At 71.2% G+C, this 16,613-nt stretch carries 14 protein-coding genes; 4 read left to right on the top strand and 10 right to left on the bottom strand.

Going from position 1 to position 16,613, the window contains the following annotated elements; translation table 11 throughout:
* Positions 1 to 62: 62 nt before the first annotated feature.
* The 5 genes from ABFY20_RS07955 to ABFY20_RS07935 all read right to left on the bottom strand — a co-directional run bounded on the left by ABFY20_RS07955 (position 63) and on the right by ABFY20_RS07935 (position 5,167).
* Positions 63 to 1,763, bottom strand: a complete 1,701-nt coding sequence (locus ABFY20_RS07955; protein ID WP_368499397.1) for a M28 family peptidase — start codon at positions 1,761 to 1,763, stop codon at positions 63 to 65.
* A gap of 61 nt (positions 1,764 to 1,824) precedes the next feature.
* The gene (locus tag ABFY20_RS07950) at positions 1,825 to 2,688 is read right to left on the bottom strand and encodes an ABC transporter ATP-binding protein (protein WP_368499396.1); all 864 of its coding nucleotides are present in this window, start codon (positions 2,686 to 2,688) and stop codon (positions 1,825 to 1,827) included.
* Positions 2,675 to 3,502, bottom strand: coding sequence for an ABC transporter ATP-binding protein (locus tag ABFY20_RS07945; RefSeq protein ID WP_368499395.1), 828 nt, complete (start codon positions 3,500 to 3,502; stop codon positions 2,675 to 2,677). The genes ABFY20_RS07950 and ABFY20_RS07945 overlap by 14 nt, the downstream gene beginning before the upstream one ends.
* On the bottom strand, positions 3,492 to 4,349 hold the full coding sequence (locus ABFY20_RS07940) for an ABC transporter permease (protein ID WP_368499394.1): 858 nt from the start codon (positions 4,347 to 4,349) through the stop codon (positions 3,492 to 3,494). Before ABFY20_RS07940 ends, ABFY20_RS07945 begins: the two co-directional genes overlap by 11 nt.
* Positions 4,350 to 4,354: 5 nt before the next feature.
* Complete coding sequence (locus tag ABFY20_RS07935; RefSeq protein ID WP_368499393.1) at positions 4,355 to 5,167, bottom strand: ABC transporter permease; 813 nt, start codon at positions 5,165 to 5,167, stop codon at positions 4,355 to 4,357.
* Positions 5,168 to 5,172: 5 nt separating this feature from the next.
* Here ABFY20_RS07935 and ABFY20_RS07930 point away from each other — a divergent pair, with 5 nt between their 5' ends.
* On the top strand, positions 5,173 to 5,463 hold the full coding sequence (locus ABFY20_RS07930) for a hypothetical protein (protein ID WP_368499392.1): 291 nt from the start codon (positions 5,173 to 5,175) through the stop codon (positions 5,461 to 5,463).
* Here ABFY20_RS07930 and ABFY20_RS07925 read toward each other — a convergent pair.
* The 4 genes from ABFY20_RS07925 to ABFY20_RS07910 form a co-directional block, all read right to left on the bottom strand.
* Positions 5,460 to 7,019: an ABC transporter substrate-binding protein gene (locus ABFY20_RS07925; RefSeq protein WP_368499391.1), complete on the bottom strand. Its 1,560-nt coding sequence runs from the start codon at positions 7,017 to 7,019 to the stop codon at positions 5,460 to 5,462. The genes ABFY20_RS07930 and ABFY20_RS07925 overlap by 4 nt on opposite strands.
* Positions 7,020 to 7,065: 46 nt before the next feature.
* A complete protein-coding gene (locus tag ABFY20_RS07920; RefSeq protein WP_368499390.1) occupies positions 7,066 to 8,472 on the bottom strand; it encodes an LLM class flavin-dependent oxidoreductase in 1,407 nt (468 codons plus the stop codon).
* 77 nt (positions 8,473 to 8,549) lie between these two features.
* Positions 8,550 to 9,881, bottom strand: coding sequence for an aminotransferase class I/II-fold pyridoxal phosphate-dependent enzyme (locus tag ABFY20_RS07915; RefSeq protein ID WP_368499389.1), 1,332 nt, complete (start codon positions 9,879 to 9,881; stop codon positions 8,550 to 8,552).
* An 87-nt stretch (positions 9,882 to 9,968) separates the two neighbouring features.
* A complete protein-coding gene (locus ABFY20_RS07910) occupies positions 9,969 to 10,715 on the bottom strand; it encodes an alpha/beta hydrolase (protein WP_368499388.1) in 747 nt (248 codons plus the stop codon).
* A gap of 129 nt (positions 10,716 to 10,844) precedes the next feature.
* Here ABFY20_RS07910 and ABFY20_RS07905 point away from each other — a divergent pair, with 129 nt between their 5' ends.
* From ABFY20_RS07905 to ABFY20_RS07895, 3 genes are all read left to right on the top strand, one after another.
* Positions 10,845 to 12,170, top strand: a complete 1,326-nt coding sequence (locus tag ABFY20_RS07905) for an O-acetylhomoserine aminocarboxypropyltransferase/cysteine synthase family protein (RefSeq protein ID WP_368499387.1) — start codon at positions 10,845 to 10,847, stop codon at positions 12,168 to 12,170.
* Between the two features lie 20 nt (positions 12,171 to 12,190).
* Positions 12,191 to 13,249 carry an LLM class flavin-dependent oxidoreductase gene (locus ABFY20_RS07900; protein WP_368499386.1) on the top strand — a complete coding sequence of 353 codons (1,059 nt, stop codon included), beginning with the start codon at positions 12,191 to 12,193 and terminating at the stop codon, positions 13,247 to 13,249.
* Positions 13,250 to 13,392: 143 nt separating this feature from the next.
* Positions 13,393 to 13,737: a hypothetical protein gene (locus tag ABFY20_RS07895; protein WP_368499385.1), complete on the top strand. Its 345-nt coding sequence runs from the start codon at positions 13,393 to 13,395 to the stop codon at positions 13,735 to 13,737.
* Between the two features lie 64 nt (positions 13,738 to 13,801).
* Here the strand turns inward: ABFY20_RS07895 and ABFY20_RS07890 are convergent, their stop codons facing one another.
* Positions 13,802 to 16,579, bottom strand: coding sequence for a glucosidase (locus ABFY20_RS07890; RefSeq protein ID WP_368499384.1), 2,778 nt, complete (start codon positions 16,577 to 16,579; stop codon positions 13,802 to 13,804).
* Between the last annotated feature and the right edge of the window lie 34 nt (positions 16,580 to 16,613).

Genomic DNA, 16,613 nt, shown 5'->3' with positions numbered 1-16,613 from the left:
TCACGCTAGGCGCGAGCGGCCACCGTTCCTCCTGAGTACTTTCCACCTACGCGGTGGCGCGGCTAGCGCACCGAGTGGCTCCTCCGGCGCAGCACCACGAGGGTGGCGCCGGCCACGACCAGCAGCAGGGCGCCGGGCACGATCACGCCGAAGGCCGCGGCCTCGACTCCCGTCGCCGCCAGCTCGCCACCGCCCGAGCCGCCCGAGCCGCCACCGGGCGTGGGGGTCGAGGTGGGTGCGGGAGTGGGCGCCGGAGTCTCGGTGGGCTCGGGGCCGGGCAGCGGGGCCACCCCGTTGATGGCCGAGGTGTCGTTCGCGAGCTCGGCGGTGACCGACGAGATGGCGCCGATCATGATGCCGAGAGCCTCCTGGTTGACGTTCGAGATGTCGTCGGCGGCCGAGTGGTAGTTCGGGTCGTGGGTGATGCCCTCGGTGCCCCCGAACAGCTCGACCTCCTCCGCGGTCTTCACGTCGTCGGCGCCGGTGAACAGGCCCGAGGCGGGGATGTCGTTGAGGATGAACGCCTCGTAGTCGCTGCGGCCGTCGAAGGCCGTGTCGATCCACGGCTGGCCCTCGGCGTCGAAGTGGTCGGTGAGGGACTTCTCCGTGGCGACGGAGCCCTCGGGCACCTCCACCGGAGCCTCGTAGGTCGACTGGTCGGCGTCGTAGACGCTGATGACGTAGTTCGGGGAGGCCACCATGTCGAAGTTGAGGTAGGTGGCGATCTTGTCGAGCTCGCCCTCGCCCTCGGGCAGCTCCTCGTCGGCGAGCGCGAGCTGGTCGACGTAGTAGGTGGAGCCCACGAGGCCCACCTCCTCGGCTCCCCACCAGGCGAAGCGCACAGCGTTCTCGAGCTCGCCCGAGGCGGCGAGCTGCACGGCCGTCTCGAGGATGGCGGCCGAACCGCTGCCGTTGTCGTTGATGCCGGGGCCCTCGGGCACCGAGTCGAGGTGCGCGCCGAGCATCACGACGTTGTCGGTGCGGCCCGTCGGCGTCTGAGCGACGATGTTGAAGGTGTCGACCACCGTGGTCGTCTCCTGGATCTGCAGGTCGACGGTCACCGGCCCCTCGGCCAGTGCGGCGACGACCTCGGCGCCCTCCTCCTGGCTGAGGCCCACCGAGGGCACGAACTCGGGCTGCTGCTCGCCGAGCGTTCCCGACAGGGCTCCCGGTTCGTTGTTGTACACCAGCAGCGCCTCGGCACCCGCGGCGCCCGCGGCGATCGACTTCTCGGAGAAGGAGCAGATGCCGCGCGAGACGACGGCGACCTTGCCCGTCGCGTCGACGCCGCCCCACTCGGCGGAGTCGCATCCCGTGGCCGTGGTCGGTGCGATGAGCTCGAGACCCGTGAGGCCCTCGACCGGCGTGGCCGGTGTGCCCTCCATGGGAAGGCGTGTGGCGTCAGGGCTCTCGATATCGTCGAGGTCGGTCGTGGTGCCGAGGAGCGTGATCGAGAAGGCGTCGATCGTCTGGCTCGTGGCCTGGAAGTCCTGTCGCTCGGGGCTGTACCCGGCGGCGGTGAGCACCTGCTCGATGTACTGGCCGCTGGCCTCGTACCCCGCGGTGCCGATCGCGCGGTTGCCGTCGTTCGCGTCGGCGATCTGCTGCAGCGCCTCGAGGTGACCCATCACCCCGGCGACGGTGACCCGGCTCTCGAGGTCGTCGGGCTCGACGGCCCAGGCGGCGCCGCCGCCCGCGACACCCGCCACCACCACCCCCGCTCCTACTCCGAAAGCGGCGAGCCTGCGATGGCGTCTTGTCACGTGTGTCTCCCCTGATCGCGTGAGCGTTTGCAGAAGAGTACCCCGAGAGGGGGGTACGAGATCAAGAGCCGGGCGACGAGTCGGCCGCCAGCTCCCGGCGAAGCCGCCCCCTGGTCTCGCGGTCGACGCCGCCCCCGGCGAGGGTCGTCGCCGACCCGATGAGCAGGCGCGTGTACGGGTGGCGCGGACGCGCGATCACCTCGCCGGTGGGCCCGGTCTCGACGATCTCGCCGCGGTACAGCACGGCGATGCGGTCGGTGATGCCGGCGACCGAGCCGAGATCGTGCGAGATGAACAGCTGCGCGATGCCGTTCTCGCGACCCAGCCGCCGCAGCAGGTCGAGCACCTGGATGCGGTTGGCGGCATCCAGAGCGCTCACCGGTTCGTCGAGCAGCAGCAGCCGGGGCTCGACGGCGAGCGCCCGGGCGATGACGACCCGCTGACGCTGGCCGCCCGAGAGCTGCGCGGGGAGCCTGTGCAGGAGCGCCTCGTCGAGGCCCACCGCCACGAGTGCGCGGCCCACCGCCGCGTCGACGGCGTCGCGATCGAGACCGCCGCGAAGGCGCAGCCCCTCGGCGATCGAATCACCCACCGTCACATCGGGGTCGAGGCTCAGCAGCGGGTCTTGGAAGACGTACTGCAGGGCCCCCGATCGGCGGAGCTCGCGGAGCGCCCGGCCGCGGAGCCCCGAGATCGCCGCCCCGTCGAAGCGCACCGACCCCGAGCTGAGGCGGGTGAGCCCGAGAACCGTGCGCGCGAGCGTCGTCTTGCCCGAGCCGGTCTCGCCGATGAGCCCCACGGCCTCGCCAGGAGCGACCTCGAGCGACACACCCTTCAGCACCCGTCGCTCGGCCTTCCCGCGGCCGTACGAGACGTCGACGCCGTCGACAGACAGCAGAGCCCTGCCTCGGTCACGCTCGGACATGCCAGTCACCCTCCTCGAGGAAGCGTTCGATGCCGTAGGCGGCGTGGTGCTCGATGAGCGACCTGGTGTAGTCGTGGGCGGGCCGGCGCAGCACCTCGTCGGTGGGGCCGGCCTCGACGATCGCGCCGTCCCTCATCACGACGACGTGCTCGCACACCTGAGCCACCACGGCGAGGTCGTGCGAGACCAGCACGAGGGTGAGCGATCGTTCGCGCCTGAGGTCGTCGAGCAGGTCGAGCACCTCGGCCTGCACCGTCACATCGAGCGCCGTCGTCGCCTCGTCGGCGATGAGCAGTTCGGGCTCGGCGGCGAGGGCGATGGCGATCAGCACGCGCTGCAGCATGCCGCCCGAGAGCTCGAACGGGTACTGGTGGTACACGTGGGCGGGCTCACGGAGGCCCATGCCGGCGAACAGCTCGACGGCCCGCTGGTGCGCTGCACGTCGTCCGAGGCCCGTCTTCACCCTGAGCACCTCGGCGAGCTGCCTGCCGACGGTGAGCGAGGGGTTGAGGTACGACGCGGGGTCTTGGAACACCGCCGAGATGCGCGTGCCGCGCAGCGCCTGCCACTCGCGGTAGCCGAGCTGCGTGACCTCCTGGCCGTCGAAGACGACGGAGCCCGAGCTGGTGTGGAGTCCGGGCGGGAGGATGCCCAGCACGGCACGGCAGGTCAGCGACTTGCCGCTTCCCGACTCGCCGACGATGCCGAGGGTGCCGCCCCGGGGCACCGAGAACGAGACCCCGTGCACCAGCCCGGTGCCCGCATCCGTGCGGATGCGGAGGTCGTCGACGCGCAGGATGTCGTCATGCGGCATGGCTGAGCTCCCGTCGGGTCTTCTTCGCCACCGGCGCGGCGACGCCGCCGGAGTCTTTGAGGGCGTCGGCGAGCGCGTTCAGCGCCCAGACCGTGCCGATGATGACGAGCGCGGGCACCACCGGGCCGAACGGCCGCTGGTAGAGGTTCGCCAGATCGGTGGCGAGGAGACCGCCCCAGGTGGGCTCGGGCGGCACGATTCCGATGCCGAGGAAGGTCAGCGATGCGACGATGACGAGGCTCGCGCCCGTCATGCCCGCCGTCGTGACGGCGACCGCCGGAAGCACCTTCCGCCAGACGTGCTTGCGTACCACCCAGCTGGTCGAGGCACCGAGCAGTTGCGCCGCCTCGACGTAGGGCGAGTGCGACACGGCGAGCGCCGCCGCCCGGGTGACCCGGTAGAACGCGGGGGCGATGAGGATGCCGACCGCGATCATGGCCTGCGTGAGCCCGTTGCCGAGCAGGGCCGTCATGGCGATGGCGAAGACGAGGAACGGCAGGGTGATGAAGCTGTCCATGAGGCGGAGCGTCACCCACTCGAACGCGCGGCCGAGGTACACCGACAGGAGGCCGGGCAGTGCGCCCAGCGCGAGCCCGACGACGACCGATTGCAGGGCGGCGAGCACCGAGACGGTGGAACCTGCGAGCAGGCGGCTGAGCACGTCGCGGCCGAGGCCGTCGGTGCCGAGCCAGTGCTCGGCGGTGGGGCCCTGGAGGATCTCCTTCGAGTTCTGGGCCAGCGGGTCGAGGGGGGCCAGGAGCGGGCCGAAGAGCGCGAGCACGGCGATGACGACGAGGATGCCGACGGCGATCCTGGCGCTCGGGAGGCGGAGAGCGGAGCGGAGCACGGGCGTCACCTCCCCCGCCGGGAGGCCGGCCGCAGGCTGCCGAGCACGACGTTCACCACGACGTTGCAGAACAGCACCAGCACGATGGCCACGACGAGCGTGCCCTGCACCACGGGGACGTCTCCGCGCAGGGCGGAGTCGGCGGAGAGCATCCCGAACCCCGGCATGCTGAAGATGGTCTCCGTCACCACGGCACCGCCCAAGAGGGTCGGGATCTTCATGCCCAGGATGGCGACCGCCGGGCCCGCCCCGTTGCGGAGGGCGTGCCCGAACAGCACCCGCCGCCGGCTGAGCCCGCGCACCACGGCACCGGTGATGTAGTTCTCCTGCAGGGTCGAGACGAGGCCTGTGCGCAGCTGCCGGGCGAGCTCGGCGACGGTGTCGAGGCTGAGCGCGATGGCCGGCATGGTGATGAGCGAGAGCCAGCGCCAGAAGTCCTGCTGCGGCGGCACGTACCCGGCCGAGGGCAGCAGGTGGAGCCAGATGCTCAGCACGACGATGAGCCCGATCGACACCACGAAGGGCGGCAACGTCGACATGAACGAGGCGACCGCGGTCACCGCCCGGTCGACGAAGCGCCCCTGGTTCACCGCGGCGACGAGGCCGAGCAGGGTGCCGAACACCACCCCGATCACGAGGGCGAAACCCGCGATCGAGGCGCTGCTGATGGCCAGCCGCTGGCCGATGAGCTCCGCCACCGGGGTGTTGTTGAACCACGAGGTGCCGAGGTCGCCCGTGAGCACGCCGCCGATCCACTGCAGGTACTGCACGACGAAGGGCTGGTCGAGGCCGTACTGCGCGTCGATCTGCGCGATCATCGGGGGTGGCGTTGTCGCCCGCGAGGGCGGCGGCGGGGTTCAGCCCGCTCGCCGACCCCAGGGCGAAGGTGATGAGGGTCGAGAACAGGAACACCGGCACCACGACCAGCAGGGTGCGCGCGAGCCACCACAGCACGGTGCGCACGCGGCGCCATCCGTCTCCCCGCACGGGGTGCCTGAGCTCGGCGACCCGCGGGGCGAGCGGCGCCGCGAGCGCGTCGCCGGGCGGTGCGATCAGCTGGGTGGTCATGGTCGTGCTCCTGTTCTCGACATCGACGGATGCGCGCCGGGGCTAGTGCCCCACCGTCACGCCCTCCCAGCGGAACTGGGACGGCAGCAGGTTGAGCTCGCTCACCGACGAGCTGGAGGCGACGACCCACGGCGAGCTGTAGAGGTAGTTCGTCGGCGACTGCTCGACGCCCGCCTTCACGGCTGCCTGCAGCACCTCGGGGTAGGTGGCGTCGTCGAGGGGCGTCTCACGCACCTTCTGCAGCGCGGCGAGGAACCCGTCGGAGGCGTTCGGGCCGGAGAGGTTCATGATGCCCTGCGGCCCGTAGACCGCGAGCAGGTTCTGCACGGGGGTCTCGCGGCCGATGGTGCCGTCGATGGCCAGCTGCGGGTTCTTCGCGATGTAGACCTCGCTCTGCCAGGTCGACGACCCCGGCGGCACGAGCGAGATGGTGGAGTCCACGCCGATCTCGGCGAGCTGCGCCTGGGCGATCTCGGCACCCTGCTCGCTGAACGACGCCGCCGTGATCTCGAGCGAGAGCTCACCCTCGTCGTAGCCCGCCTCCTTCAGCAGGGCCTTCGCCTTCTCGGGGTCGTAGTCCCAGAACTTCTCGACCTCGGGGTTGAAGGCCGGGTTGCCCTTCGGGAACGGCTGGTGCGTGACCTCACCCTTGCCCGAAGTGATGACGTCGACGAACTGCTGGCGGTCGAAGGCGTAGCGGAACGCCTCCACCACCTTCGGGTCGTCGAACGGAGCCTTGTTCGCGTTGATGGAGACGTCGCTCACCGCGAGCGACGGCTTCACGGTGACGGTGAGCCCCGCCGCCTCGGCCTCCTCGATCTTCGTGGCGGGGAGGGTGGCGACGTCGAAGGAACCCGACTGGATGCCGGCCACCAGCGTCGCCGCATCGGGGGCGACGGTCAACTCGAAGCGGTCGATGTGGATGTCGTCGGCATCCCAGTAGTCGGGGTTCTTCTCGAAAGTGGCGTGCGACTCGGGCACGAACTCGGTGATCGTGAACGGGCCGGCGCCCACCGGCCAGGCGGCGAGCTTCTCGGGGTCGGCCTCGGCGGCAGTGGGGCTCGCGATCGCTCCGGTGCGGCCGGCGACGAGGGCGGGCACCTGGTAGTCGACACCGGTGAGGTGAAGCGTGACGTCGGTCGCACTGTCGGCGGTGATCGTGTCGACGGTGGCGAGCTGGTCGCGCAGGAAGGAGTCCTCCTGCGTCTTCCCGCGCTCGAAGAACTCTTTCACGGCCTCGGCGTCGAGCGGCGTGCCGTCGCTAAAGACGAGGTCGGGGCGGAGGTGGAAGGTGACCGCGGTTCCCGCGTCGTCGTAGTCCCAGCTCTCCGCGAGGGCCGGCAGCACGGTGCCGTCGGCGTCGATCTGGGTGAGCGAGGCGTAGGCGAGGCTGATCGTGTTGATGTCGTTGCCGGTGCGGCTGGTCACCGGGTCCCACGAGGTGGGGAGGCTGAACGCCCAGCGCAGAACGCTCGGCTCGGTGCTCGTCGCATCCGTCGAGCTGGCGGGGGCCGCGCATCCGGTGAACAACAGGGCTGCGGCGGCGACGACGGCTGCCGTGCGGGCGGCTCGGAACAGGGGTCTGGGAGGTGAGGTGGTCATGGTTCTCCGGAATGCTGTGTGGGCAGGAATTGAGCAGTGTCTCGGGTCAGGCGTTCGCCACGAGGCCGTGCGCGGCGTCGAGCTCCTCGCGCTCGGCCTGCTCGGCGCGGCGGCGGGCGAGGGTATGGCGGTTCTCCAGGAACGGCAGCCCGAGGTTCTCGCGGAGGGTCGATCCGCTGTACTCCTCGCGGAACAGACCCCGCTCGCGCAGGATCGGCAGCACCTCGTCGGTGAAGCGGCCGAACTGGTCTGGCCTGCCGACGTGCAGGTTGAAGCCGTCGACGGCGCCCGCCTCGAACCACTGCTGCAGCGCGTCGGCAACGGTCTCGGCCGTGCCGGTGAAGGGACCGGGCTTCGGGCTCGCCACGGCCTCGATCACCTGCCGGAGGGTGAGCCCGTCGGCCTCGGCGAAGGCCACGATCTTCTCGGCCTGGGTGCGGAAGCTGCGCTCGGCGAAGCGCAGCACCCCGGCGGGGAACGGCGCGTCGAGCTCGTACTGCCGGAAGTCGTGCCAGCCGAAGGAGCGCCCGAACTCCCCGAGCGCCTTGTCGAAGCCGCCGTCGGCGAGCTGGGTGGCGCGCTCGATCTCGCGTGCTTCGTCGTCGGTGTCGCCCACGAAGATCGTGGTGCCGGGCAGGATGAGCACGCCCGAGGGGTCGCGGCCGAGCGCCGCTGCCCGCGCCTTGAGGTCGGCGGCGAAGGCCTTGCCCTGCTCGAGCGAGGGCGCGAAGGTGAAGATGCCCTCGCCGATGCGCGCGCCGAGGTCGCGGCCCTGTTCGGAGTCGCCGGCCTGGAAGATCACCGGCTGGCCCTGCGGCGAGCGCGAGATGTTGAGCGGGCCCGCCACCTGGAAGTGCTCGCCGCGGTGGTGCAGGGCGTGAAGCCTCGACGGGTCGAGGAACACCCCCGACTCGCGGTCGCGGGGGAAGGCGTCGTCCTCGTAGGAGTCCCAGAGCGCCTTCACCACCTCGACGTGCTCGAGGGCGCGGCCGTAGCGGGTGTCGTAGTCGAAGTGCTCGTCGAGGCTGAAGTTCGACGCGGTGCCGGCGTCGCCGCTCGTCACGACGTTCCAGCCCGCGCGCCCGCCCGAGATGAGATCGAGCGAGGCGAAGCGGCGGGCGGTGTTGAACGGGTCGTTGTAGCTCGTCGTCACCGTGCCGACCAGGCCGATGTGGGTGGTGGTCACCGCAAGGGCCGAGAGGAGCGTGAACGGCTCGAGGCGGTTGAGGTAGTGCGGCGGCGAGTCGGGGGTGATGAACTGCGAGTCGACGATGAACACCAGGTCGAGCTTCGCCTGCTCGGCGAGGCGGGCCTGCTCGATGTACCAGGTGACGTCGATCGAGGAGTCGGCCTGCACCTGCGCATCGCGCCAGGCGTTGGCGTGGCCGGGGCCGCCTGCCCCGGTGAGGATGGCGCCGAAGATGATCTGACGGCCGTTGCTCTGTTCGCTCATGCCTCGATCATGGCGAGCACGCGAACAAAGATCCCGAACGTTGCACTTTGTTTCGGTCACAGACCGTTACAAAGAGATCAGTCGAAGAACTCCCTGGCGCCACCACGCGCCGCCCGGGCGACGGCGCGGGCGAGCTCACCCACCCGCTCCTCGTCGTCGGGCAGCTGCGTGACCGAGATGCGCAGGAGCGGCACCGGCACCGCACCCGCGAACGACTTCGAGCCGAGCCCCACGTACATGCCCTCCCGTGCCAGGGCGACGGCCGCCGTCGCCTCGTCGGCGACCTCGACCCAGACCACGAGCGACTGCTCCCCCGACCGCGCGACGGCGCCCTCCCGCCGCAGCGCGGAGAGCAGCGCCATCCGTCGCGAAGCGTAGGCGGCCCGAGCCGTCGCCACCGACCGTGCGGCGGCGTGCGATTCGACGAGATGCGCCAGCGTGTTCTGCAGGATGCGGCTGTTCGAGCCCACCCCGAAGCTGCGCAGGCGGATGCTGCGGTCGACGAGCTCGCGGGCGCCGCCCAGCACCGAGGTGCGCACGTCGATGCCGAAGGCCTTGCAGTAGCTGCGGATGCGGATGACCCGCTCGGGAAGCACCGCACCGAGCGAGGGCGGCTCGGAGCCGGCCAACGGCCCGATGGAGTCGTCTTCGACCACCCAGAACGCGGTGTCGGCGGCCTGCCGCTCGATGACGGAGGCGAGCTCGGCGGCGCGCTCGGCGGTCACCGTGTAGCGGTCGGCGAACGGCGCGCCCGGCTGGAAGACGAAGGCGACGGCACCGGCGGCCAGCGCTCCGGCGAGCGCGTCGGGGAGCGGCCCGTCCTCGTCGGCGGCGACGGCGATCGGGGTGAGGTCGAGGTCGCGGAGGGTGTCGAGGAAGCCGGGGCTGAGCGGCTCGTCGACGGCGACGAGGCTGCCGCGGGGTGCGGCGGCCGCGGTGGCGAGAAGGAGAGCCTCGGTGCCGCCGCCCGCCGTCGTCCAGGACTCGGGAGCGAAGGGCCAGCTCGGCTCGACCGCCGCGCGCAGCCGCTCGGTCATGTGCTCGCGGCCGAAGACGTTGAGATCCTTGTCACCGAGCGAGGCCAGCAGCGCCTCCCCGAGCTCCGGCTGCAGGGCGATGTCGGGGGCGCTCTGCGCGAGGTCGACGGCGGCCCAGCCCGGGAACGGCGGTGCCTCGGGTGCGGGGGCGGCACCGAGCACCGTGGTGCCGCCGCGGCGGTGGGTCTCGATGAGCCCGCGCTCACGCAGCAGGTTCCAGGCGGCGAGCACCGTGCCGATCGAGGAGTCGGCGACCCCGGCGAACTCCCGCACCGTGGGCAGGCGCACACCCTGTTCGAGCTCCCCCGAGACGATCAGCGACTCGACGGCGGCGGCGACCCCGGCGGCGGTGCGGTCGCCGAGGCGTTCCACGAGCCACGCGGGGTCGACGGCCCGGCGGCCGGCCTGGGAAACGACGATGGTGGTGCCCTTCGATCCGCACGCCGCCGGGCGACGGCGTCAGATCTTCATCGTAGCCAGCGGCAGGGCGTCGCGGGCGGGCACGACAACCCGCTCCCGCCCAGGGTTCCGCAGCCGTTCGAGGAAGAGCACGATCGTCGCCGCCACCGAGCGGTGGGTGACGTCGTTGAGGATGTCGTGCCTGCCACCCTCGACGAGGTAGCTCTCGATCTCGGGTGCGGCCTCGTAGACGGCGGCGGCCGTCCCGGCCGGACTGATCACGTCGGCGCTGCCGTGCACCGTCAGCACGGGCACGAGCACCCCGGCGAGGGTGCGCGCGTCGACGGAGTCGAGCAGGGGGTGGCGCCTGGCGAGCGCGCCGTGATCGACGGCTCCCGGCTCGGCGAGCACCCCCCGGTGCACGGGGCAGGCGCTCCGCGCCTCGAGCTCGTCGCTCCAGTCGAGCTCGCCGGCCCTCCCGGGCGCGTCGACCGGGAGCCCCGCGAGCACGGCGACGTCGGCGAACACGAGCCCCTGGGCGAGCAGGGTCGCCGCGACGGAGGCGCCTGTGTCCGACCCCACGAGAACCCGCGGCACGTCGGTGCGCTCTCCGAGCAGCCGCGTCGCCTCGGCGACGGTGTCGTCGAGGTCGGCGGCGGCGTCGGCGATCACGGCGACGCGGTAGCCGTCGTAGGCGAGCCTCGCGGCGAAGCGGCGGTACACCGCCCGGTGCTCGCCCCGGCCCGCCAGCACGACGATCGATCCCCGGAGGGCGGCTGTCGGCTCGACCCAGTCTTCTGTCGTCACGGTGCTCCTTCAGCTGTCCGGTCGCGGCGAAGTGTTTGTTCGGGCCAGTATGACCCAGCTGGTGCTTTTGTTCTGAAACAAATCGTAAGAAGGGGGCCGTCGGTGACGCCTCCCGGTGAGACTCGGTGGGTGACCACAGACGACAGCGCGACCGCCGAGCGGTTCTCGACCCTGCAGACACGCGCCGGCTTCACCACCGCGACCGCCCAGAACCCCGCGGCGGTGCCGATCTACCAGACCGCCGCCTACGAGTTCGAGAGCTTCGCCGCGGCCCGGGCCGTGTTCGCGCTGCAGAAGAAGGGCAACCTCTACAGCCGCACCGGCAACCCGACCCAGACCGTGCTCGAGGAGCGGGTCGCCGCGCTCGACGGCGGCGTCGCGGCGCTGGCCACCGCGTCGGGGCAGTCGGCGGTGCTCGTCTCCCTCCTCGCCTTGGCGAAGAAGGGCGAGCACATCGTCGCCGCCCGCCAGCTCTACGGGGGCACCCTCGACCTGCTCACCGACACCTTCGCCGACTTCGGCATCGACGTGACCCTGGTCGACCAGAACGACCTCGCGGCCTGGCGGGCCGCCGCCCGCCCCACCACCCGGGCGTTCTTCGCCGAGACCATCACGAACCCGACGGCCTCCGTGCTCGACGTGCGGGCCGTGGCCGACATCGCCCACGCCGCGGGCGTGCCGCTCATCGTCGACAACACCGTCGCCACTCCCTACCTCCAGCGTCCGAAGCAGTTCGGCGCCGACATCGTGGTGTACTCCGCCACCAAGTTCCTGGGCGGTCACGGCACCTCGCTGGGTGGGGTCATCGTCGACCTCGGCACCTTCGACTTCGGGGCCGACCGCGCTCGCTGGCCCCAGTTCACCGAGCCCTTCGAGCGCGTGGGCGACATCGTGCTCTGGGATGCCTTCGGCAGCGCGGGCAGCGCCTACCTGGTGTACGCCAAGGTCAAGCTCGTGCACGACCTCGGCCCCGCGCTGTCGCCCTTCAACAGCTTCCAGATCCTCCAGGGGCTCGAGACGCTCGACCTCCGGGTCGCCAAGCACTCGGCGAACGCCCTCGCCGTCGCGGCCTTCCTCGACTCCCATCCCGCCGTGTCGCTCGTGCGCTACCCCGGCCTCCCCGACGACCCCGGCTACGAGGCGGCCCGGCGCTACCTCCCCCGCGGCGCCGGCTCGGTGTTCTCCTTCGACCTCGTGTCGGGCGACCAGCGGGTCGAGGAGTTCATCGACAGCCTCGGGGTGTTCAAGCTGGTCGCCAACTTGGGTGACGCCAGGAGCCTCGTCATCCACCCCGCCACCACGACGCACAGCCACCTCAACGACCACGATCTCGAGGGGGCCGGCTTCACCCGCGGCACCGTGCGGCTCTCGATCGGGCTCGAAGACGTCGAAGACCTCATCGCCGACCTCGACTCCTCTCTCACCCGGCTGCTCGAACCGGCCGGCCGGCTCTAGTCACACCCCTCAGGAGAATCATGCACTTCGGATACTGGACCCCCGTCTACGGCGGCTTCCTCCGCAATGTCGGCGACGAGAGGATGCCCGCCACCTGGGACTACATCAGGCAGGTGTCGACGCTCGCCGACCGGCTGGGCTTCCACACCACCCTGGTGCCCGAGCTCTACCTCAACGACAGGAAGGGCGTCGAGGCGCCGAGCCTGGAGGCCTGGTCGCTGTCGTCGGCGATCCTCGCCGTCACCGAGCGGCTGCGGGTCATGACCGCGGTGCGCCCGGGGTTCCACCTGCCCACGGTGGTCGCCAAGACCTCTGCCACGCTGAGCGACATCGGGTACGCGGCATCCGGAACCGACCGCTTCGCCCTCAACCTCGTCGCCGCCTGGTGGGCGGAGGAGGCCAGGCAGTACGGTGGCACCTTCGCCCCGCACGACGACAGGTACGTGCAGGCGGGCGAGTTCGTCGAGGTGCTGAAGGGGCTCTGGCGCGAGACGCCGTTCTCGTTCTCGGGCAACTACTACGACGTCGACCAGGCCGTGCTGTCGCCGAAGCCGGCGACGGCACCGGTGGTGTTCGCGGGCGGTGAGAGCGAGTCGGGCCGCGAGGCCATCGCGTCGTTCGCCGACGCCTACGTGCTGCACGGCGGCACGGTCGAGGAGGCGCGTGAGAAGGTCGCCGACCTCGACGCACGTCGGCTGCGGCGTGTGGGCGAGCCGTTCCGGGAGTTCGGCATGGCGGCCTACGTCATCGTGCGCGACACCGAGGCCGAGGCGCGGCGCGAGCTCGAACGCATCACCACAATCGACCCGGCCTCCCCCGGCTACGCCTCCTTCGAGCAGTTCCGGGCGAACTCCCGCCTCGACGTCGAGCTGTCCAAGCGCGAGTACTCGGTGGGCACGAGGGGCCTCCGGCCGAACCTCGTGGGCACGCCCGAGCAGGTGGCCGAGCGCATCCTCGAGTTCGAGCGGGCCGGCATCACGCTGCTGCTCATCCAGTCCTCCCCGCTGCACGAGGAACTCGAGCGCATCGCCACCCAGGTCTTCCCCCTCGTGCGCCAGGCCTCCCCCGCCCTCGTCTGAGCGGCGGCGGGCCACCCCGCCCATCACCGCGCCGTTCGAAACCGCACACGTCGCGGCAACCGAGCCCTCTATAGGTCCGGATGCCGAGACGTGTGCGCTTTCGAACGCTCCGCGCGGGGGCGCGGCGTAGACTCGCCCGCATCATGCAGGATGGCGAGAAGGAGCCCGACCCCGACGACGACCCCACCCGGGTCGTCAACCAGCCCTCGCTCACCCGCTCGCAGGGCACCGTGTGGCTCGTCGTCGGCGGCGTGATGGCGGCGATCTCGGTGGTGCTGCTGCTCGCGCTCCGCGACGTCGACAGCGGCGCGACCCCGCTCGTTGCCGTCGCGGTGATCGTGCTGCTCTACCTCGCGATGGTCGAGGTGCGCCTGCTGGTGCGGCCGTTGCGCCTCCGACTCGGGCTGATGGCGGTGTGCTTCGGGGCGATCGCCGCGGTCGCGCTGCTCTCGGTGGTGCTCATCGGCATGGGGCAGGTGCTGCCGTAACCGCGGCCGCCGCCCGGCTCGGCGCAGCGGCCGGCACCCCGCAGCGGCTCCCGCAGCCCGCCCCTCAGCGCCGCCGCGTCACGATCAGGTGCGCCACCAGCGCCGTCCACCCCGTCTGGTGCGAGGCCCCGAGCCCCTGCCCGGTGTCGCCGTGGAAGTACTCGTAGAACGCGATGTTCTCCCGCCACCGCGGGTGCTCCGACAGCAGCGGATACCGCGCATCCGAGGGCCGCGGCCCCCCGTCGGGCGCGCGCCGAAACAGCGACACCAGTCGCTTCGCCAGGTCGTCGGCGATCTCGCCGAAGCTGTGCTGCACGCCCGAGCCCGCCGGGTACTCCACCGTGTGCCGTTCGCCGAGACTCACGTCGTAGCCGCGCAGCGACTCGATGATGAGCACGTTGAGCGGGAACCACACCGGCCCGCGCCAGTTCGAGTTGCCCCCGAACAAGCCCGAGGTCGACTCCCCTGGCTCGTAGTCGACGACCGCCTCGACCCCGTCGACCTCGACCCGGAACGGATGCTCGCGATGCCAGGCCGAGATGCTCCTGATCCCGTAGGGCGACAGCATCCGCGTCTCGTCGACGACACCGGTGAGCACGCGCTCGAGCTTCTCGGGCGTCACGAAGGCGAGCAGGCTCTTCACCCCGTCGGCACCGCGACGGATGTGCACGAGCGAGCGGTACGCCGGGTGGCGGTCGAGGAAGACGGCGCCCCGGCGCACGAACTCGTCGAGCTCGCCCATCTTCTCGCGCTCGAACACGAGCGAGGCCGTCACCGGCACGAGACCCACCAGCGACCGCACCTTCATCGGCACGTCACGGCCGTCGGCCAGGTGCAGCACGTCGTAGTAGAAGGCGTCTGTGTCGTCCCACAGCCCCGCCTCGTTGGCGCTGCCCGCGATGGCGAGGAAGTGCTCGAGGAACTTGGTCGCCACGTCTTCGTAGGCCGGGTCGTGAGCGGTGAGCAGCAGCGCCATGTCGAGCAGGTGCAGCGCGTAGGTCGCCATCCAGCCGGTGGCGTCGGCCTGCTCGAGGGTGCCGACCTCGGGCGGCAGGGTCGACCGGTCGAGCGGCGCGATGTTATCGAGGCCCATGAAGCCGCCCTCGAACAGGTTGTTGTCACCGTGGTCCTTGTTGTTCGTCCACCAGGTGAAGTTCATCAGCAGCTTGTGGAAGATGCGGCTGAGGAAGTGGAAGTCACGCGACCCGTCGATCTCGAACACCCGGAGCGCCGCCCAGGCCTCGATCGGCGGGTTCACGTCGCCGAAGTCCCACTCGTAGGCGGGCAGCTGCCCGTTCGGATGCATGTACCACTCGCGCAGGATGAGCACGAGCTGCCGCTTGGCGAACTCCGGGTCGATGTGGGCGAGGGTCACGCAGTGGAAGGCGAGGTCCCAGGCGGCGAACCACGGGTACTCCCACGGGTCGGGCATGAGGATGACGTCGTGGCTCGACAGGTGCCGCCAGTCGCCGTTGCGCCGAGCCCCGCGACCGCGCGGCGGGGGCGGAGCCGTCGGGTCGCCGGCCAGCCAGCGGCGCACGTCGAAGTGGTAGAACTGCTTCGACCAGAGTAGACCGGCGAAGGCCTGGCGGGCGATGCGGTGTTCCTCCTCGTCGGCCTGGGCGGGGAGGACGGATGCGTAGAAGTCGTCGGCCTCGGCTCGTCGAGTCGCGACCGTGGCGGCGAAGTCGGCGAACGCCGTGGCTGCGGCAGGAGCATCCGCTCGTCTGGTGAGCCGCAGCCGCAGCTCGCGGCTCTCGCCGGGAGGAACGGTGAGGATGCGGTGGAACGCGGCCTTCGAACCCTCGCCCGCGGGGTTCACGGTGGGGGTGCCGGAGACGACGTGATCGCCGATGCCGTCTTTCGGGTAGGGGGTGGTGGCGGGTTCGTCGTAGAGGCGGGAGCGGTTGCTCTCGTTCTCGCAGTACAGGAGACGGTCGGCGGGGGCTGCGGTGTCGGCGGCGCGCGTGCCGGTGATGCGGTCGAGGCTGGGATCGAGGCGCAGCAGCAGCTCCTCGTCGCCGGGGAGCTCGGCGACCACGGCGGTCGGCTCGCCGTCGACCGTGCGGAGGCGCGGTCTCGGCGGCTGCTCGAGATCCCAGCTCCAGGTGTCGCGCAACCACAGGCTCGGCAGCACGTGGAGGGTCGCCTCCTCGGGGCCCGCGTTCTCGACGGTCACGGTCATGAGCAGGTCGTGGGCGCTGGCCTTGGCGTAGTCGACGGTGACCACCCAGAACCTGTCGTCGTCGAACACGCCGGTGTCGGCGAGCTCGAACTCGGGCTCGTCCTTGCCGCGACGGGCGTTCTCCTCGACCAGCCGCTCATAGGGGAAGGCGGCCTGCGGGTAGTGGTAGCGCCAGCGCTGCCAGGAATGAGAGGGGGTGGCGTCGAGGTACCACCAGTACTCCTTGGCGTCTTCGCCGTGGTTGCCCTCGGGGCCCGCCAACCCGAACATCCGCTCTTTCAGGATGGGGTCTGCGCCGTTCCACAGCGCGAGACCGAGGCACCAGCGCTGCTGCTCGTCGCAGAAGCCGGCCATACCGTCTTCGTTCCAGCGGTAGGTGCGCGATCGGGCGTCGTCGTGAGGGAAGAACCGCCACGCGTCGCCGCTCACCGAGTAGTCCTCTCGTACCGTGCCCCAGGCGCGCTCGGCGAGGTAGGGTCCCCAGTCGCGCCAGGCGCCCGGCGAGCCCGGCCCGGCGGCATCCGCCTCGGCGAGCCTCCGTCGCTCGGCGCCCCGCTCGGCGCCCGGCTCGGCTCGAGGCACGCGCTCGGGGCCGCCCTCGTACGCGTCGCCGGTGTCGGGTCGGGCGTCGGGCGCGGGCACAGCGTCGAAGCTCATACCGCGATCCTAGGGACTCCCGCGCCACCTCAGG

It is taken from the genome of Herbiconiux sp. A18JL235, from assembly GCF_040939305.1.
Lineage (GTDB): Bacteria > Actinomycetota > Actinomycetes > Actinomycetales > Microbacteriaceae > Herbiconiux.
This window is presented reverse-complemented; position numbering and strand designations above follow the sequence as displayed.